Source organism: Candidatus Kurthia intestinigallinarum (assembly GCF_003991225.1).
Lineage (GTDB): Bacteria > Bacillota > Bacilli > Bacillales_A > Planococcaceae > Kurthia > Kurthia populi.
Window position 1 is genome coordinate 508,838 of the sequence record NZ_JTFC01000031.1, and the last position, 17,870, is coordinate 526,707.

Sequence of the window (17,870 nt, forward strand, 5' to 3'; positions counted from 1 at the left end):
TGTTTAGGTCAGTTCTTTTTTTCATCCTCTTTTTACACGCGCGTGGTAATTTGTACATGTTGTGCAATATAAGTAGCCTGATGTGCGATACGTTCACGTGCCGCTGCATCCACCTCGTAATGACCATCCGCTAGCTTTGTCACTTGCTTGTCTACTACAAAGACGGTATGCGCAATATGTGTTGCACCAAGCACTGTCACAACGGGCTTCAGTGCATAATCAATCGCTAGTAAATGCCCAATAGAGCCGCCAATCGCAATCGGCCACACTAGCTTTCCTTCTAAGCCCTTTTGCGGAATCAAATCCAGGAAGGTTTTTAAAATCCCTGTGTAAGCTGCTTTATAAATCGGTGTTAAAATGACGACAATATCTGCCGCTTCGACCTTTGCAGTCGCCGTTTTAATCGCCTCACTACCAAAATTCGCTAAAATTAAATCCTCTGCCGGTAGCTGATGGACATATAAGATTTCTGTGTCAATGCCCTGTGCCTGCAAAGCCTGTTCCGCCTGCTGCTGCACCCCGGTTAAACGTGAATAAACTGTATTGCTGCCATTAATTAAAATTGCTTTTGTCATGTATAGCCCTCCTATTGTGTAACTGCACCTAAAACATCAGATGCAGTCGGTGTTTTCAAGCCTAAGTTTCCACGTAATGTCGTGCTCTCATACTCTGTACGGAATAGTCCGCGGCGCTGTAATTCTGGAATAACAAGGTTAATAATATCGGTAAAACCTTCTGGGAAATGAGGTGGCATAATATTAAAGCCATCCGCCGCACCATTTACAAACCATTCCTCTAGCTGATCGACAATTTGCGTTGGCGTTCCGACAATTTCTCGGTGTCCACGAGCACCAGCTACGCGCTCATATACCTCACGAATCGTCACAAGATTTTCTCGAACGGCTAAATCTCGAATGACATGATAGCGCGTCTGTGGATTAGATGGGTCCGCATTCGGTGCATCAAGTGGAAAGGCATCATCAATGTCATACTGTGAAAAATCAGAATCGGTCACACCAGACAAATACTTTAAGCCGACCTCTGGCAAAATATACGAGCTGAGCTGCTGTTGCTTAGCTCGCGCCTCTTCTTCCGTTTTCGCTACTGTAATAAACACACCCGGCATCACTTTTAAATCATCCGCATGACGGCCATATTTTCTGAGGCGTCCTTTCACATCTGCATAAAATTGCTGCCCCGCTTCAAGTGTTTGCCAAGCTGTAAAGATGACTTCTGCGGTTTTTGCGGCAAACTCTTTTCCTGCTTCTGATGAACCCGCCTGCACAAGCACTGGATGCCCTTGCGGTGTTTCCGTCTGATCCAAATAGCCCTCCACATCAAACCATTCGCCATGATGCTCGACGCAATGCGTTTTTGCTTTATTTAAAAATTGGCCACTTTCTTTATCTAAAACGAGCGCTTCTTTTTCAACAGAATGCCAAAGCTTTTTGGTCACTTCTACAAACTCTTCTGCACGTTCATAGCGACGCGCATGTTCTAAATGATGGTCTTTACCAAATAAGGAAGCTTCTTTGCCATTCGATGATGTGACGATATTCCATGCGGCGCGACCACCCGATAAGTGATCAATGGAGCCAAATTTGCGCGCAAGATGGAAGGGCTCATTATAAGTTGTCGTTGCCGTTGAAACGAAGCCAATATTTTTTGTCACAGCTTGCAGCGCTGAAATTAATACAATCGGGTCAAACTTCAAGCCTGAGCGATCATTTTCAACAATTTCTTCACCAAAAACATCGGCGAAAAACACCATATCAAATTTCGCCTTTTCGGCTAATTGCGCCTGCTCTTTAATAAAATCAAACGTAAACGCTTCGTTTGTTTTAGCTGATGGATAGCGCCATGACGCCAAATGATGTCCTGGTAAAAAAAAGAATGCCCCTAGCTTCATTTGTTTGGTATTCCTCATATACAACATCTCCAATTCATTTACTTGGTATTTAAACATACTTAATACGGATTAAATTCATTCGTATACATCGATTTCGTATCAATGTCTCCTGCTGGTAAATCATCTACACGCTGTAATGGCTCGATCCAGCGACTGAAGTCCTCGTCCGTAAATGTACCACCCTTTGTCGCAATACCTGTGCCACTCCAATATTGTAAATTTTCAATTGGCTCATCACGATCACGTTTTTCCATAATCGATTCTAAGCGCTCGACCACTTTATCGCGCTCAGTCGTATTCATCCACTCGATGGCCTTCGCCACACCTTGTGTAAAATCTTTTACCTCATCTGGATTCTCTTTAATAAACTCGGTCGTAAAGAAGTAGCTACCGGCATTATAAGCCTTTGAAAAAGCATCCATATCACGGAAAATGAGTTGCGTTTTTTTACGTTCTACAGCCTTATCACGAAATACACCATTCAGTGCGGCGACATCGACCTGCCCGTTAATAACAGCCTGCTCCGCATTCACTTGTGGCATCGTCACGAACTCAATTTTTTCAATATCCGCATCACTAACGCCCGATGTATGTAAGTATTCTCGAATGGCCATCTCATAATGCGCTCCCCGAATATTAACGGCCACTTTTTTACCAATCAAATCTTCGGGCTCTTTAATCGTTGTGCCCTTTTTGCCGAAGAAGCCAAGAAAGACTTTTTCATTACTACCATACGATGTCACGACCGATTTCACTTTGACACCCTTGGCGATGGATTTTAAAATCGCGCCGTTAAAGGACATCCCGTAATCTAACTGCTTCGTCGCCACAAATTGAATGCTTTCCGGTCCACCCGTATAAGCTCCCTGATAATCGAGCGACACTTTTTTAAAGTAGCCTAAATCCTGCGCCACCTCTGCTGGGTTTACAATGCCTGTCTCTCCTTGATAACGCAGTGGATATTTACCATCCGCCGCCTTTGATGTAGCGTCCTCTGTCTTGTCACCACAAGCGCTAAGTGACACCGCCACTACTGCTGCGCTCAGCAATGCTGCAAATTTTTTCATTATTGATTCCCCCTATTTCACTGGTTGTTTCCATTTTGAAAAATGCTTTTCGATTGCCAGTAATGTTTGGTTAATGACAATTCCTAAAAGTGAGATTGTTAAAATTCCCGCATACATCTCAGGAATTTGGAAATTGTATTGTGTGAAGGTGATATAATAGCCAAGCCCCGCCTTTGCGCCAATCATCTCTGCGGCGATTAGTACGAGGATGGCCCCTGTCCCTGCCATGCGAATGCCCGTAAAAATCGTTGGCACAGAGGCTGGTAAAATGACTTTTTTAAATAACTGAAAATCCGATAAATTCATCGATTTTGCTGACTTTATATACAGCGGGTCGACATCACGTACCGCCGCAATCGTATTTAATAAAATCGGCCAAATACATGCGAAAATAATAATGCCCACTTTTGATACTTCACCGATGCCAAGTAATAAAATAAAGACCGGTAATAGCGCAAGTGCTGCCGTATTACGGAAAAGCTCAAGCACTGGATTAAAAAGCTCGCGTGCTAGTGGATACCAACCAATAAGTAGCCCAAGTGGTACCGCAACTGCAATTGCTATAAAGAAGCCAAGTGCTGAACGCACAATACTCGCGCTAAAATGCTTCCATAATTCGCCGCTGACAAGCAACTGCCACCACGTTTTTGCGATTTCTGAAAATGGCGGGAAAAACACGCGGTCCACTAAACCAATACGCGGTGCAATCTCCCATAAAGCAAGTAGTACAACTAATACAATGGATTGCTTAAATAGCTTTGTGCCTATCGTAAATCCGCTCGTTTCCTGCGCTGGTTTTGCGATAGCTTTTTTAATCGTAACCATCCAATTCCTCCTTTAAATATAAGCCCCCTGGTATTCCTTCTCATGCAGCTCACTCCATACCTGATGACGAATGCTTGAAAATTCACTGCTTGAACGAAAATCAGCATCTTGTAGTCGGTGCTTCGTATCATTATCGATTATCGTTTTGACCTTTCCTGGATTCGCTGACAGCACCGCAATTCGCTGACCTAAATACACGGCCTCATCAATGCCATGTGTAATAAAGACAATCGTTTTTCCAGTCTTTTGCCAAATACGCACAAGCTCCTCCTGTAGATTTTCACGCGTTTGTGCATCAAGTGCCGCAAACGGTTCATCCATTAATAGCACCTCCGGATCATAGGCGAGGCTTCTCGCAATCGCGACGCGCTGCTTCATACCGCCTGATAATTCATTTGGATAATGATCATAAAATTGCTGAAGACCGACTAAATCCATATAATATTTTGCCTGCTGTAGCCGTTCTTTTTTCGAAATACCCTTTGCCTCTAAGCCAAACGCCACATTTTGTAGTGCCGTACGCCATGGATACAAAGCATATTGCTGAAAAACGATAGCACGGTCTAAACCCGGTCCTGTAATTTCCTGCTCGTTAATTAAAATGCGTCCTTTCGTTAGCTTCGTTAAACCACCTAACATATCTAACAATGTCGACTTCCCACAACCCGAAGGCCCTACTACTGTTAAAAATTCACCTTCGCGAACCTTTAAGTTTACATCTGACACTGCTGTGAATGGTGGTTTGCCGTTTCGTGCTGGAAATGTTTTTTCGACAAACTCAAACGAGATTTTATTTTTCATCGACATCGCCTTCCTTATAATTCATAGTGGTTTAATAGGTATTGAGGTGTAAAAAAAGGCTTCCGTGCCCGAAGAAATTATTCTTCCTGTACGAAAGCCTCTGGTTGTCCAGTGAGCATTTTTTAAACGCTAAAGCCTATTAACTTGATAGGAATACTTTAACAGCTATTCCTTTTTTGCGCAAGTAGTTTTCTGAATATTTTAAATTCGTATTAAAAAAGTGATTGGGCCAGAATACGTTATTTTCCTTTTTTAGCGTTCGCAACGAAAAACCGGAACCGCACCACAGCGCGATTCCGGTTTTTCTTATGCTCATATGAACGGTTGTTTTTATACATATGTCCCAGCCTCTTTTAATGCATCATTTTTTTCTCAAAACGATTAATATCTGCATCTGCACCAATAACGATTAAAATATCGCCTTCATGAATTTCCTCTTCCGCCTGTGGTGACACGATAACATCATTACCTCGCTTGATGGCCATAATGTTAATACCATAGCGTGCACGGATATCCATACCAATAATTGTATGACCCTCTAAATGATGGGTCGCCTGAATTTCGACGATTGAGTGCTCATCCGATACTTCTAAATAATCTAATACATTATTTGATAGCATATTATTTGCGACACGAATCCCCATATCACGCTCTGGGTGGACAACATGGTCAGCACCAATTTTACGTAGCACTTTTTCATGATAATCATTTTGTGCCTTCACCGTAATTTTTGGTACACCGATTTCTTTTAAAATAATCGTCGTTAAAATACTCGCCTGAATATCATCACCAATGGCAACAATCACATGCTCAAAATTACGAATACCTAATTGTTTTAATACCGTTTCATCCGTTGTATCCGCTGTTACGGCTTCGGTTGCAATTTGCGCAAATTCATTGACGCGCTCCGATGACTTATCAATCGCCATTACATCGGCGCCTTGACTAACAAGCTCATTTACAATACTTCCGCCAAAGCGGCCTAGGCCAATGACAACAAATTCCTTTTCCATGAAAATACCTCGATTCTATTTTTTCACTGTCGACACGTTATTCAGCACTTCGATGTCGTTCATTGCCACACTCATCTAAAGGCTTTTCTGGACGACGCTCGCATGCTTCACATGTCGGGTCATCGCATGTTACCTCTACCCATTCATTACAAGTAGCACAGTACAATGCGTCATAGTCATCCGAAAAGCGCAGTAGCTGTATACACATTGGACAATAATCGCGTAAATCCTCTACGTCAATGAGACGACGGTCCATCGCTAAAAAAGTCCCTTCAATCGCTGCACGATCCAACGCTAACTCCCCCTTATTCGTCAGTATAGTATAGCATACAAAAAAGCAAGAAGTTGTCTAAAAGCCTGAAATAATCAGGTACTAGACAACTCCTTGCTGACGTTAGGAAAGGGTTAATTTTTTATATGAAAGCACTACGATTGGTGTTCATCATCTCGACCAATACAGCGCTCACACTGCGTATGAATTGACTCTACTTTTTCTCGGATTTCACTACCACATTCACAACAAATTTTTGGTTCTCTTTGACGATTTTCCATCAAAATCCCTCCATTTTTTGTTAAGCTAGTTGTTTGTATCCCGAAAGCGTAAGGAACTCTTCAAATTCATCTTGCTGCACTAAATCCTTAAAGATTTGTACGGCTTCATTAAATTTCGATGCATTGTACGCCGCTTCACCAAATTGGTCTTTTAGCTTTTGCATCTCTTCTTCAATCGTTTGCTCGACTAACTCAAGCGTAATGTCGCGTCCATCATCGAGCTTACCAGCCTCCATGCGAATCCACTGCCACACTTGTGTACGCGAAATCTCTGCAGTTGCTGCATCTTCCATTAGATTATGAATCGGTGCTGCCCCTTGACCACGAAGCCACGACGCGATGTACTGAATGCCCACACTACAGTTAATACGTAAACCTTCTTCTGTAATTGTGCCCTCTGGTACTTCTAATAAATCTTCTGCTGACACCTGTACATCCTCACGTTTTTTATCGATTTGATTGGCATTTGGCATGTATTGATCGAATTGTTCCATCGCAACTGGTACTAAGCCTGGATGCGCTACCCATGTGCCGTCATGCCCGTCCATCGCTTCACGTTTTTTATCCTCACGTACTTTAGCGAACGCAATGTCATTTGCCGCCGGGTCATCTTTAATTGGAATTTGAGCCGCCATCCCACCAATTGCCGGAGCATTACGTTTATGACAGGTTTGAATACATAGCGATGTGTACGCACGCATAAACGGCGATGTCATTGTCACTTGACCACGGTCTGGTAAAATAACCCCTTCTTGATTACGAAGGCGTTTGATGTAGCTAAAAATATAATCCCATCGACCACAGTTAAGACCTGCCGAATGCTCGCGTAATTCATAAAGAATTTCATCCATTTGGAACGCGCCTGTAATCGTTTCAATTAATACCGTCGCTTTAATTGTCCCACGAGGAATATCAAGTGCATCCTGTGCAAAATTGAAGACATCATTCCACCAGCGCGCTTCTAAATGATGCTCTAGTTTCGGCAAATAGAAGTATGGGCCTGTGCCATGCTCGAGTGCAGCTTTTGCATTATGGAAAAAATACAGACCGAAGTCGAATAAGCTCCCTGACATTGGCTCGCCGTCGATTTCAATATGCTTTTCGATATAATGTAGCCCACGAGGACGTACAAGTAAGGTTGCATGCTCACTGTTTAAGCGATATTCTTTTCCCGCATCATTCGTAAATGAAATCGTTTCACGAATCGCATCGGCCATATTAATTTGACCATCAATCATATTTTCCCACGTTGGGCTTGTCGCATCCTCGAAGCAAGCCATAAACATCTTCGCACCAGAATTTAATGCATTGATAACCATTTTACGATCAACAGGTCCTGTAATTTCTACACGACGGTCCTGTAAGTCCGCTGGTAGTGGTGCAATCGTCCAATCTCCTTCACGAATGCTCTTCGTTTCTTCTAAAAAATGTAGCTGCTCCCCAGCATCTAGACGCGCTTGTTGCTCTTCACGCGCCTTTACTAATGCCATACGGCGCTCATTAAAGTTTTTTTGAAGTGACGCTAAAAACTGTAATGCCTCCGGTGTCAGTACGCGTGCTGTATGGTCATTTTGTTCCCCTGTAATACGGATATGTGCAGTCGTTTGTTGTTGCATGTGAATTCCCCTTCCCCAGTGTAAGATATAAAAATAATCTATACTGCGGCTGTAAGCGATTTCCTTCATTGCATGAACCTATCGGATACGGAGGCGCCCATATCGTCTATGCTCACGGTCAAAAAATTTAATCCCGCAGTATAGATTGCTTATGAAAAATTAGAATTGTGCTGTTTCTGTTGAGCCAGCCATTGCTGTTGTAGAAGATGTACCACCTGAAATAATTTGTGATACTTCATCAAAGTAACCTGTACCTACTTCACGTTGGTGCTTCGTTGCTGTATAGCCTTTTGACTCTGAAGCGAACTCAGCTTGTTGCAGTTTTGAGTATGCTGCCATGCCATTATCTTTGTAGTCATTCGCAAGTTCAAACATTGAGTGATTTAATGCATGGAAGCCAGCTAATGTCACGAATTGGAATTTGTAGCCAAGCTTACCTAATTCGCGTTGGTATTCAGCAATTTCATCTTGTGATAAATTCGCTTCCCAGTTGAATGAAGGCGAGCAGTTATATGCTAGCATTTTTCCTGGGTATTGTTCATGAATGGCATTAGCGAATTGACGCGCTTCTTCTAATGAAGGTTTTGATGTTTCACACCATACTAGGTCTGCATAAGGTGCGTACGCTAGGCCGCGAGAAATCGCTTGCTCAATACCTGGATTTGTACGGTAGAAACCTTCTGGTGTACGTTCACCTGTTAAGAACGGTGCATCGTATGGATCAATGTCAGATGTAACCATATCTGCTGCGTCTGCATCTGTACGTGCGATGATAATCGTATCAACGCCCATTACGTCTGCTGCTAAACGAGCTGCTACTAAGTTACGTACCGCTGTTTGTGTTGGTTGTAATACTTTACCACCTAAGTGACCGCATTTTTTCTCAGAAGCTAATTGGTCTTCTAAATGGATACCTGCTGCGCCCGCTTCGATCATGCCTTTTACTAACTCGAATACGTTTAGTGGGCCACCGAAGCCTGCTTCAGCATCTGCTACGATTGGTGCGAACCAGTCGAATTCACCGCCGCGACCTTCTGCTGTATCGATTTGATCAGCACGTTGTAGCGTTTGGTTAATGCGTTTTACAACTTGTGGTACAGAGTTTGCTGGGTATAATGATTGGTCTGGATACATTTGGCCCGCAATGTTTGCATCCGCTGCTACTTGCCAGCCTGATAAGTAAATCGCTTGTAAACCTGCTTTTACTTGTTGCATTGCTTGGTTACCAGTTAAAGCACCTAAGGCATTGATGAAAGGCTCTGTGTGTAATGAGTTCCATAAGCGAGCTGCGCCACGTGTTGCGAGTGTTTGTTCAACTAATACAGAACCACGTAATTTTAAAACGTCTTCCCCAGTGTACGGACGCTCTACACCTTCGAAACGAGCCTCTTTCCATTGTTGCTCTAATTGCTGTGCTGTTTGATTTGTCATTATAAATCCTCTCCCTCTATCTGATAAAGTTAACAACGATGTTCTGTTCTCGTGTTGCATAACAGTTATCATTTGTTGTAAACTACTATATAACAAAGATTAAAAATTTGTATCATTTTTTGGATAAAATACCCATTATTCATGATAAAACGGTATAATGCTAGATGAAACCGTTTTAATTCTACTTTAGGAGGTAAGGAAATGACTGTAACAGATATGCAACTGCAGGATGTATTAGTACAATATCAGGTTCTATGGGAAGATTGGATGCCAAAGGATGCGACCATTGCGCTCGCATATGAAGAACAATATATTTATTACGCACCCAAGCATTACGACATTCGTATACAAATTGGGACACAACCAGCTGAGACAAGTATTGCCTATCAAACCATTACGAAAAAACAAAAAGTCGCACAGCTTATCGAAGATCAAGAGACAAAAACTTCTTACTACGGTGTGGGCTATCCGATTACCATTCAAGAGCGCGATGCTGCTTTAGTCGTCGTCTTACCTCCATCTTATGCAAAACATCAAAGCCCGACGCTAAAATTTGTGACAGGTCGCCTCGAAGACGAATGGATGCCTGTAGCTGTCTCAACCATTGCCTATTTTGAAAGCTACAATAAGAAAAACTGGTTTTATATAGAAGGACAGCAATACCAGGTGTCCTTAACAATGAAGGAATTGTCCGAGCGCTTACCTGAAGAATTTATTCGGATACACCGTTCATTCATCGTAAATATTCATAATATTTCAAAAATTTCACGTGATATTACATCCAATCTCGTTATCGTGACACGTGATGGTACGCATTTACCGGTAAGTCAAAGTTATGTTGCCGACTTACGAAAAGCACTCGAATTTTAACTAAAGCGAAAAACCTTGCTACGGCGCGGTTTTTCGCTTTAGTTTTTTTCATGTTTACATATTTTTATTTGTGTAATACAACTGTTAGATTCTTTTTTTCATAAAGGAGTTGAAAATTTACGTCAATTTTGTATAATAAATAACGTTTGAGTAAACTTTAAGTTTTGTTAAAGTAAACTTTCTTTACTAAAAGTATGGTTAAAGTAAACTTTATCTACTAGAAGTTTACCTATAGTAAATGACGAGGAGCAACGACATGCAAATCGGTAAAAAAATAAAACGTCTGCGCCTAAAAAAAGGCCTCACGCAAGAGGAACTTGGTGAACGCACAGATTTAAGTAAAGGATATATTTCGCAGCTTGAACGCGATTTAAACTCCCCATCAATTGAAACACTCTTTTCATTATTAGAAGTACTTGGTTCAACACCAAAGGAATTTTTTGATGATGATGTGACAGAGCAAAAAGTTGTTTATATGGAAGAAGATCAAACACTTTATACCGATGAAGAAAAACATTTTCATCTTCAGTGGCTGATTCCAACATCAAATGAAAAAGAAATGGAGCCAGTGCTTTTAACATTGGAAGCACATGGTGAGTTCAAGCACTTTGAGCCATCCCAATCGGAAACATTTATTTATGTCGTCGAAGGTCGTCTACGCCTCCAACTTGGTAAAGAGCATTATATCGCTACAAAAGGGAATGCCCTTTACTTTGAGGCTTCTGACCATCACCAATTATTTAATGACCATGACGGACAAACAAAAATTTTACTCGTCGCAACAGACTCATATTTGTAATTAGGAGGCTCTCTTATGGACACGATTATTCGTTTTGACAACGTATCAAAAACATATGACGACGGTACAGTCGTTTTAAAGGACATCAGCTTCGAAATGGAGCGTGGAAAGTTCTACACATTACTAGGTCCCTCTGGCTGTGGTAAAACAACCATTCTACGCTTAATTGCAGGCTTTATGGAACCCTCACAAGGCACAATTTATTTTAACGGCAATAAAATCAACAATGTGCCCGCCAATGAACGTCAAGTAAATACGGTTTTCCAGGACTATGCACTTTTCCCTCATTTAAATGTTTTTGAAAATGTCGCATTCGGCTTGCGCATTCAAAAGTTAAAAGAGAAAGTGATTAAGGAACGCGTAGAAGAAGCACTTCGCTTCGTAAACTTAGCTGGCTATGGCTCACGCGAAATCCAAGAAATGTCAGGTGGTCAGCGCCAACGTGTTGCAATTGCACGCGCCATCGTCAATGACCCTGAAATTATTTTATTAGATGAGCCATTATCAGCACTTGATTTAAAACTACGTACAGAAATGCAATATGAGTTACGTGAATTACAACAACGCCTTGGTAAAACATTTGTTTTCGTTACCCACGACCAAGAGGAAGCACTTGCGATGAGTGATGAAATCTTCGTGTTAAACCAAGGAACGATCCAGCAAAGTGGCTCTCCTGTCGATATTTACGATGAACCAATCAACCGCTTCGTTGCGGATTTCATTGGCGAATCAAATATTGTCGAAGGCATTATGGAGCGAGACTTTGAAGTATCGTTTATCGGCAAAACATTTGAATGTGTCGACCAAGGGCTAAATCCACATGAAAAAGTAGACGTTGTTATTCGCCCAGAGGATTTAGAAATTACAACGGTCGAAAATGGGAAAATCCCGGTAACCGTTGATACACAATTATTCCGCGGTGTTCACTACGAGCTATCTACTTATGACGACAATGGCAATGAATGGCTTATCCACTCGCTGAAAAAAGCTGATGTTGGTGCAAAAATCGGCTTAGACTTCGAACCAGATGCCATTCATATTATGCGTCCAAATGAAACTGAAGAAGAGTTTGACGCACGCCTAGAATCATACGGGGACGAAGAACATGCAAAATAAGCGTAGCGGTAGCTTAACGCTCGTACCTTATTATGTATGGATTGCCTTATTTGTTATCGCACCAATCATTTTAGTAGGCTACTATTCCCTACTCGATTTAGAAGGCAACTTCACATTCGAAAACTATAAAAACTTTTTAACACCTGTTTATTTAAAAATGACATTGAGTTCCTTCTGGTATGCCTTCTTAATTACCTTGTTCTGTCTAGTTGTGTCGTACCCAGCTGCATTCATTATTTCGCGTCTTAAAAATAAACAACTCTGGCTCATGCTAATTATTATTCCATCATGGATTAACTTATTATTAAAAACATATGCATTTATCGGTATCCTCGGTCAAAGCGGTCCAATTAATGCATTCTTATCAGCAATCGGACTTGAAAAACAACAAATGCTATTTACGAGTGCAAGCTTTGTATTCGTATCCGTTTATATTTTCATTCCATTTATGATTTTACCGATTTTTAACTCAATTGATAAACTAAGCCCTGCCCTATTAGACGCCTCTCGTGATTTAGGTGCTTCTCGCCTTTATACACTACGCCGCGTCATGATTCCACTAACAATGGATGGCATTAAAGCAGGCATTCAGGCAGTCTTTATCCCTGCATTATCCCTGTTTATGATTACGCGTCTAATCGCTGGTAACCATGTGATTACACTGGGTACCGCCATTGAGCAGCAATTCCTTGTGACGCAAAACTGGGGTATGGGTTCGACAATCGCCGTATTCTTAATTATCTTTATGTTTATCATCATGGCCTTCACTGGCGAAAAGAGAAAGAAAGGAGCGTCTCGTCGTGACAAAAATTAATACAGGCTCTAAAGTCTATCTAGCACTTGTTTTTATCGTGCTATACGCGCCGATTTTCTTCTTAATTTTCTATTCGTTTAATAGTGGTGACTCGATGACAAACTTTAAATCATTTACACTCGATCATTATAAAGATGTCTTTGCGGATTCGCGCCTTGTCGTTATTTTATTAAATACCGTTGTTGTAGCGCTCTTGTCTGCATTAATCGCTACAATTATTGGTACAATGGGTGCTATTGGCATTCAAACGATGCGTAACCGCAAGCTACGCAATACTGTATTATCACTAAACAATATTTTAATCGTTAGCCCAGATGTTATTATCGGGGCATCTTTCTTAATTTTATTCACAATGGTTGGTATCAAGCTTGGTTTTATCTCTGTACTACTTAGCCATATCGCCTTTAGTATTCCAATTGTTGTAATTATGGTATTACCAAAAATGCAAGAAATGTCGAATACCTTAATCGATGCAGCACTTGATTTAGGTGCTTCGAAAAAAGAAGTACTAACGCGCGTCATCTTACCATATATTCAACCGGGTATTTTCGCTGGATTCTTTATGGCATTGACGTATTCACTCGATGATTTCGCCGTAACATTCTTCGTTACAGGGAATGGCTTCTCGACGCTGTCTGTTGAAATTTATTCAATGGCACGTGCCGGTGTTTCATTAACGGTCAATGCATTAAGCGGTATCGTCTTCGCTGTAACGATGCTCCTTGTACTTGGTTATTACTTCGTCACAACACGTAAAGTGAAAGGAGTGCGCAAATAATGAAAAATCTTGTGAAAGCAATCATTGCGATTGCCGTTGTATGCGCCGCACTCATGTATCTCGTCAATTCACTTGATAAAACATCCTCACAAGGCGGAACAGATATTTTAACGGTTTATAACTGGGGCGAATATATCGACCCTGCATTACTGAAGAAGTTTGAAAAAGAAACAGGCATTCAAGTTATTTACGAAACATTTGATTCAAATGAGGCGATGATTACGAAAGTAGATCAAGGCGGTACAAATTACGATATCGCCATTCCATCTGAATATACGATTGAACAAATGAAACAAAAAGATTTACTGCTACCAGTAGATCACAGTAAAATACCGAATTTAAAAAATATTGATGAGGATTTTTTAGATTTAGATTTCGATAAAAAAAATGAATACTCTATCCCCTACTTCTGGGGAACAGTCGGTATTGTATACAATCCAAAAATGCTGAAAAAAGACTTAGATTTCACATCGTGGGATCAATTATGGGACCCTTCCTTAAAAGGCGAAGTATTGCTTGTTGATAGTGCACGTGAAGTCATGGGGATGAGCTTAAACAGCATGAATTTATCACTTAACTCAACGGATTCTACAGAATTAAATAAGGCGACAGATAAATTAATCAAATTATCACCAAATGTAAAAGCAGTTATTGGCGATGAAGTGACACAGCTAATGGTCAACGGCGATGCGCCTGCTGCTCTTACATGGTCAGGACAAGCCGCAGATATGATGTATGATAATGAAGACTTAACATACAGCGTTCCAAATGAAGGCTCTAACTTATGGTTTGATAATATGGTTATTCCAAAAACGTCTAAAAACGTTGAAGGCGCACATAAATTTATTAACTTTATGCTAGACCCTGAAAATGCAGCACAAAATGCCGATTATGTCGGCTATTCAACACCAAATAAAGCAGCACTGAAATTATTAGACCCTGAAGTCATTCATGATGAGCGCTACTACCCATCAGCGGAAGTACGCAAAAATCTACACGTTTATAAAGACTTAGGAAAAGAAAAAATTGGTGAATACAATGAATTGTTCTTAAAATTCAAAATGTCGCTTCAATAATCAACGAAAAAGCACCGCAATTGTGGTGCTTTTTTTGTTGCATACAGAAGCAAAAATCCATATCAATAAAAGAAAATAAAAGTTCAAAATACGATATTTTAAATTAAAATAGATTTTTTTGCATTTTTCGTTTTACTTTTATACCAAATTCTTATAGAATCAAAATTGATAGTGACACTATCAATTTTGAATTTTAAGAGGTGTTTTTAATGACGACGCATCCAACAAATTGGGATCAAACAGTAGATGTTATTGTTCTTGGTACAGGAGGTGCCGCTTTATCTGCAGCTTTATCTGCAGCCGAAGAAGGCGCTAGTGTTTTAGCACTTGAAAAAACGAATCAAATTGGTGGTTCTACCGCTTTCTCTGGTGGTGTGCCATGGATTCCAAATAATCCTTACATGAAAGAGGCTGGCTATGAAGATTCAGCAGAAGCAGCCGCTACTTTTATTAAACGTTTAGCACTAGGTCGCGCAGATGACCATATGATTGATGTTTTTGTAGACAATGCACCAAAAGTGATTGAATTTTTACGTGAGCATACGCCGGTTAAATTTAAAACGCCTGCTGGCTATCCAGAATATTATGCGCATATGCCTGAAGGACTTAAAAATGGGACGCGCTCATTAGACCCCCTACCATTTGACTTAAATGAAATTGGCGAATGGGGCGACGTCTTACGTCAAAATCCTATTTTCCCGCCACTGACATTAGAAGAAGGTGGCGCTGTTGGTGGCATTGACTTTGAAGTCGTAGCTGACCGCATGGAGAACAATATCGTAACGATGGGGCGCGCATTAATCGCTTCACTACTAAAAGGTTGTTTAGACCGCGGTGTCACTGTACAAACAGAGATTGCTGGTAAAGAGCTCATTGCTGATGAAGATGGCACAATTATTGGTCTTGTAGCCGAAACAGTGAATGGTGATAAAAAATACATTCGTGCAAACAAAGGGATTGTTTTAGCTTCAGGTGGTTTCGAGTGGAATAAACAGCTTGTTAAGTCATTCTTGAAAGCAGAAATTTCAACCCCAGTTACACCTCCTGGCAACGAAGGCGATGCGCTTTTAATGTCAATGAAGGCTGGTGCAGCACTGGATAATATGAGTGAGGCTTGGTGGTATCCTGCAATGGTCGACCCAACGTTCGAGTACGAGGACAATGTGATGGCACAGTTAGGTGGCGGTCGTGAAGGTCCAAACTCAATTATCGTTAACAAATACGGCAAACGTTTCGTGCACGAGGCAACGACATACAATGATATGCCACGTGCGATGTTCGAGTATGATCCAGTAGCAGTAGAATTCCCGAACAAAGGTCCTGTTTGGATGGTTTTTGACCAACAACTAAAAGATTCAAAATTGATTATTACGATGTCACCTGGCGATCCAATTCCAGACTGGCTTGACCAAGCACCTACGATTCGTGAGTTAGCAGAAAAAATCGGTGTCGACCCGGATGGCTTAGAAGCGGAAGTAGAAAAATGGAATGGCTTCTGTGAACAAAAAGAAGACACAGACTTCCACCGCGGTACAATCCAATTCGAAGGCCTCACAACTGGTGGCGGTAGCCCTGAAAATAACTTAGGAAAAATCGAGCAAGCACCATTTTACGCCGTGCCTGTTTACTTAAGTGCCCTTGGAACGAATGGTGGCCCGCGCATTAATGAGCATGGTCAAGTCATGACATATGCGAACGAGCCGATTAAAGGCTTATACGCGGCCGGCAATGCTTCTGCCAATCCATTAGGCCCTATTTATCCAAGTGCTGGCGGTACAATCGGTCCTGCTTTAACATTCGGTTTCTTAGCCGGCAAACATGCCGCAACACACTAACACGCGAAAGAAGGAATCAGCATGCCACAAGGAACATATACAGTAAACGTACCATTAAATATCGAACAAATTTGGGATTTCGTACAAGATATGAATAACTGGGCACCACTTGTACCCGGCTATATCGCACACGAAATTAAAAGTGAGCGCGAATCAACATGGGAATTTAAAGGCGACCTTGGCTTTATGAAGAAAAAAGTAAAACTAGGCGTCGACATTAAAGAATGGAATGAACCTTCAGAAGTTATTTTTGACTTAACAGGGTTATCGGATAATTTTAATGGTGGCGGTTACTTCAAAGCAGAGCGCATCGATGATTACAACACAACGATGACAGGTCATTTAGACATTACTGCTGGCGGTAAAATGGGCGCGATGATTAACCAAATTCTTAAAAAATTCGTGCCAACAACAACGGAAGAGCTAACAAATGCTATCGTTGAAAAAATGCTAGAAATCAATAAAGTTCACTTATAGATGCAAAAAGAGACTGGGACAAACCACGTCATTTTCTTTTTTTAGCGTTCGAAACGAAAAACCGGAACCACGCCACAGCGTGATTCCGGTTTTTTTTATGCTCATAGGAGAGGTTGTTTTTACACTTATGTCTCAGCCTCTTTTTCATTATTTTTAATAACATGCTCAATTAAAAAATCTTTTACCGTATAGAGCTCTTCAACAGCTGGCATATAGCTCGCTATGCTTTTTGTTGAGGCATGCAGTGAATACTTTTTAATCGCGGTCCCAAATAAATTAATAATCGTCGTGACAATTTTAGGGCTTTCTAGATTTCTTCGAATGCTACCGTCCTGCTGCCCTTGCTCTAATATTCTCGTAATGAGTGCAGGTATTAAGCGAAAGACGCGCTGAATTTGTGCGAGCACTTCATCCTCTACATCATAAAATGCCACATATAACTCAAATGTTTCAAGAATTTTCGTCATTTCAAAATTTTCCTCTGATAGATAATCTATGTATGCCTCTAAAATCAAATTCAGTTTTTCAAGCGGTGAAATGCCTAAGTTTTCAATATGTTCAAAACGTGGTATTTGATCTTTATAAAGCTGTGAGACGATTTCAAAAAGAATGAGCTCTTTGCGCGGAAAATGACGAAAAACAGTCGCGACACCAATTTCCGCTTCATCTGCTATATTTTGCATCGTCGTTTGTTCAAAGCCCTGCGTCGCAAATAGTATCCTGCCCGCATCCACAATCTTTTGTCGTCGTTCAATTTTTTTCATAATGTCTCTCCTCCTTATTCTAAGGTATCCTTCCTTACTATACCCGTCATCTACGACTTTATACTGAATTAATTCGCACTCCTTGCGGCAATGGTTCCAGCAAGGATATAATCGAATTAGATGAAAA

General features: G+C 41.1%; 19 protein-coding genes. 8 read left to right on the forward strand and 11 right to left on the reverse strand.

From position 1 onward, the window contains the following. Positions 1-32 precede the first annotated feature (32 nt). The 10 genes from ssuE to aceA all read right to left on the reverse strand — a co-directional run bounded on the left by ssuE (position 33) and on the right by aceA (position 9,214). The gene (gene ssuE, locus QI30_RS11115; RefSeq protein ID WP_126990826.1) at positions 33-575 is read right to left on the reverse strand and encodes an NADPH-dependent FMN reductase; all 543 of its coding nucleotides are present in this window, start codon (positions 573-575) and stop codon (positions 33-35) included. Between the two features lie 11 nt (positions 576-586). Further along, entirely contained in the window at positions 587-1,927 is a 1,341-nt protein-coding gene (locus QI30_RS11120; protein ID WP_233600571.1) for an LLM class flavin-dependent oxidoreductase, read from the reverse strand. 41 nt (positions 1,928-1,968) lie between these two features. After that, positions 1,969-2,976, reverse strand: coding sequence for an ABC transporter substrate-binding protein (locus tag QI30_RS11125; RefSeq protein WP_126990827.1), 1,008 nt, complete (start codon positions 2,974-2,976; stop codon positions 1,969-1,971). Positions 2,977-2,988: 12 nt separating this feature from the next. Next, a complete protein-coding gene (locus QI30_RS11130) occupies positions 2,989-3,801 on the reverse strand; it encodes an ABC transporter permease (protein ID WP_020189314.1) in 813 nt (270 codons plus the stop codon). Positions 3,802-3,813: 12 nt separating this feature from the next. Next, complete coding sequence (locus QI30_RS11135) at positions 3,814-4,602, reverse strand: ABC transporter ATP-binding protein (protein ID WP_126990828.1); 789 nt, start codon at positions 4,600-4,602, stop codon at positions 3,814-3,816. A gap of 353 nt (positions 4,603-4,955) precedes the next feature. Next, entirely contained in the window at positions 4,956-5,615 is a 660-nt protein-coding gene (locus QI30_RS11140) for a potassium channel family protein (RefSeq protein ID WP_126990829.1), read from the reverse strand. A 37-nt stretch (positions 5,616-5,652) separates the two neighbouring features. Then, on the reverse strand, positions 5,653-5,907 hold the full coding sequence (locus tag QI30_RS11145; protein WP_199754666.1) for a hypothetical protein: 255 nt from the start codon (positions 5,905-5,907) through the stop codon (positions 5,653-5,655). 134 nt (positions 5,908-6,041) lie between these two features. Next, positions 6,042-6,167, reverse strand: coding sequence for a protein YhfH (yhfH, locus tag QI30_RS11150; protein ID WP_020189310.1), 126 nt, complete (start codon positions 6,165-6,167; stop codon positions 6,042-6,044). Positions 6,168-6,187: 20 nt separating this feature from the next. Further along, on the reverse strand, positions 6,188-7,783 hold the full coding sequence (gene aceB / locus QI30_RS11155; protein ID WP_126990830.1) for a malate synthase A: 1,596 nt from the start codon (positions 7,781-7,783) through the stop codon (positions 6,188-6,190). A gap of 159 nt (positions 7,784-7,942) precedes the next feature. Then, positions 7,943-9,214: an isocitrate lyase gene (aceA, locus tag QI30_RS11160; protein ID WP_126990831.1), complete on the reverse strand. Its 1,272-nt coding sequence runs from the start codon at positions 9,212-9,214 to the stop codon at positions 7,943-7,945. A 201-nt stretch (positions 9,215-9,415) separates the two neighbouring features. Here aceA and QI30_RS11165 point away from each other — a divergent pair, with 201 nt between their 5' ends. The 8 genes from QI30_RS11165 (at position 9,416) to QI30_RS11200 (ending at position 16,979) form a co-directional block, all read left to right on the forward strand. Continuing rightward, positions 9,416-10,084: a LytTR family DNA-binding domain-containing protein gene (locus tag QI30_RS11165; protein ID WP_020189307.1), complete on the forward strand. Its 669-nt coding sequence runs from the start codon at positions 9,416-9,418 to the stop codon at positions 10,082-10,084. Positions 10,085-10,340: 256 nt separating this feature from the next. Next, entirely contained in the window at positions 10,341-10,883 is a 543-nt protein-coding gene (locus QI30_RS11170) for a helix-turn-helix domain-containing protein (protein WP_126990832.1), read from the forward strand. Between the two features lie 15 nt (positions 10,884-10,898). Further along, a complete protein-coding gene (locus QI30_RS11175) occupies positions 10,899-11,999 on the forward strand; it encodes an ABC transporter ATP-binding protein (RefSeq protein WP_020189305.1) in 1,101 nt (366 codons plus the stop codon). Then, complete coding sequence (locus QI30_RS11180) at positions 11,989-12,813, forward strand: ABC transporter permease (protein WP_020189304.1); 825 nt, start codon at positions 11,989-11,991, stop codon at positions 12,811-12,813. Before QI30_RS11175 ends, QI30_RS11180 begins: the two co-directional genes overlap by 11 nt. Next, positions 12,800-13,591, forward strand: a complete 792-nt coding sequence (locus QI30_RS11185; protein ID WP_020189303.1) for an ABC transporter permease — start codon at positions 12,800-12,802, stop codon at positions 13,589-13,591. Before QI30_RS11180 ends, QI30_RS11185 begins: the two co-directional genes overlap by 14 nt. Then, on the forward strand, positions 13,591-14,667 hold the full coding sequence (locus QI30_RS11190; protein WP_126990833.1) for an ABC transporter substrate-binding protein: 1,077 nt from the start codon (positions 13,591-13,593) through the stop codon (positions 14,665-14,667). Before QI30_RS11185 ends, QI30_RS11190 begins: the two co-directional genes overlap by 1 nt. Before the next feature lie 209 nt (positions 14,668-14,876). Further along, a complete protein-coding gene (locus QI30_RS11195; protein WP_126990834.1) occupies positions 14,877-16,502 on the forward strand; it encodes an FAD-binding protein in 1,626 nt (541 codons plus the stop codon). Positions 16,503-16,523: 21 nt separating this feature from the next. Beyond that, the gene (locus QI30_RS11200) at positions 16,524-16,979 is read left to right on the forward strand and encodes a CoxG family protein (RefSeq protein WP_020189300.1); all 456 of its coding nucleotides are present in this window, start codon (positions 16,524-16,526) and stop codon (positions 16,977-16,979) included. 125 nt (positions 16,980-17,104) lie between these two features. Here QI30_RS11200 and QI30_RS11205 read toward each other — a convergent pair whose 3' ends face one another. Next, a complete protein-coding gene (locus tag QI30_RS11205; RefSeq protein ID WP_126990835.1) occupies positions 17,105-17,743 on the reverse strand; it encodes a TetR/AcrR family transcriptional regulator in 639 nt (212 codons plus the stop codon). Positions 17,744-17,870 lie beyond the last annotated feature (127 nt).

What these genes read in the sequence shown, in the direction of transcription:
- ssuE (WP_126990826.1), bottom strand. Translation starts at nt 575, where the DNA reads ATGACAAAAGCAATTTTAATTAATGGCAGCAATACAGTTTATTCACGT.
- QI30_RS11120 (WP_233600571.1), bottom strand. Translation starts at nt 1,927, where the DNA reads ATGAGGAATACCAAACAAATGAAGCTAGGGGCATTCTTTTTTTTACCA.
- QI30_RS11125 (WP_126990827.1), bottom strand. Translation starts at nt 2,976, where the DNA reads ATGAAAAAATTTGCAGCATTGCTGAGCGCAGCAGTAGTGGCGGTGTCA.
- QI30_RS11130 (WP_020189314.1), bottom strand. Translation starts at nt 3,801, where the DNA reads ATGGTTACGATTAAAAAAGCTATCGCAAAACCAGCGCAGGAAACGAGC.
- QI30_RS11135 (WP_126990828.1), bottom strand. Translation starts at nt 4,602, where the DNA reads ATGAAAAATAAAATCTCGTTTGAGTTTGTCGAAAAAACATTTCCAGCA.
- QI30_RS11140 (WP_126990829.1), bottom strand. Translation starts at nt 5,615, where the DNA reads ATGGAAAAGGAATTTGTTGTCATTGGCCTAGGCCGCTTTGGCGGAAGT.
- yhfH (WP_020189310.1), bottom strand. Translation starts at nt 6,167, where the DNA reads ATGGAAAATCGTCAAAGAGAACCAAAAATTTGTTGTGAATGTGGTAGT.
- aceB (WP_126990830.1), bottom strand. Translation starts at nt 7,783, where the DNA reads ATGCAACAACAAACGACTGCACATATCCGTATTACAGGGGAACAAAAT.
- aceA (WP_126990831.1), bottom strand. Translation starts at nt 9,214, where the DNA reads ATGACAAATCAAACAGCACAGCAATTAGAGCAACAATGGAAAGAGGCT.
- QI30_RS11165 (WP_020189307.1), top strand. Translation starts at nt 9,416, where the DNA reads ATGACTGTAACAGATATGCAACTGCAGGATGTATTAGTACAATATCAG.
- QI30_RS11170 (WP_126990832.1), top strand. Translation starts at nt 10,341, where the DNA reads ATGCAAATCGGTAAAAAAATAAAACGTCTGCGCCTAAAAAAAGGCCTC.
- QI30_RS11175 (WP_020189305.1), top strand. Translation starts at nt 10,899, where the DNA reads ATGGACACGATTATTCGTTTTGACAACGTATCAAAAACATATGACGAC.
- QI30_RS11180 (WP_020189304.1), top strand. Translation starts at nt 11,989, where the DNA reads ATGCAAAATAAGCGTAGCGGTAGCTTAACGCTCGTACCTTATTATGTA.
- QI30_RS11190 (WP_126990833.1), top strand. Translation starts at nt 13,591, where the DNA reads ATGAAAAATCTTGTGAAAGCAATCATTGCGATTGCCGTTGTATGCGCC.
- QI30_RS11195 (WP_126990834.1), top strand. Translation starts at nt 14,877, where the DNA reads ATGACGACGCATCCAACAAATTGGGATCAAACAGTAGATGTTATTGTT.
- QI30_RS11200 (WP_020189300.1), top strand. Translation starts at nt 16,524, where the DNA reads ATGCCACAAGGAACATATACAGTAAACGTACCATTAAATATCGAACAA.
- QI30_RS11205 (WP_126990835.1), bottom strand. Translation starts at nt 17,743, where the DNA reads ATGAAAAAAATTGAACGACGACAAAAGATTGTGGATGCGGGCAGGATA.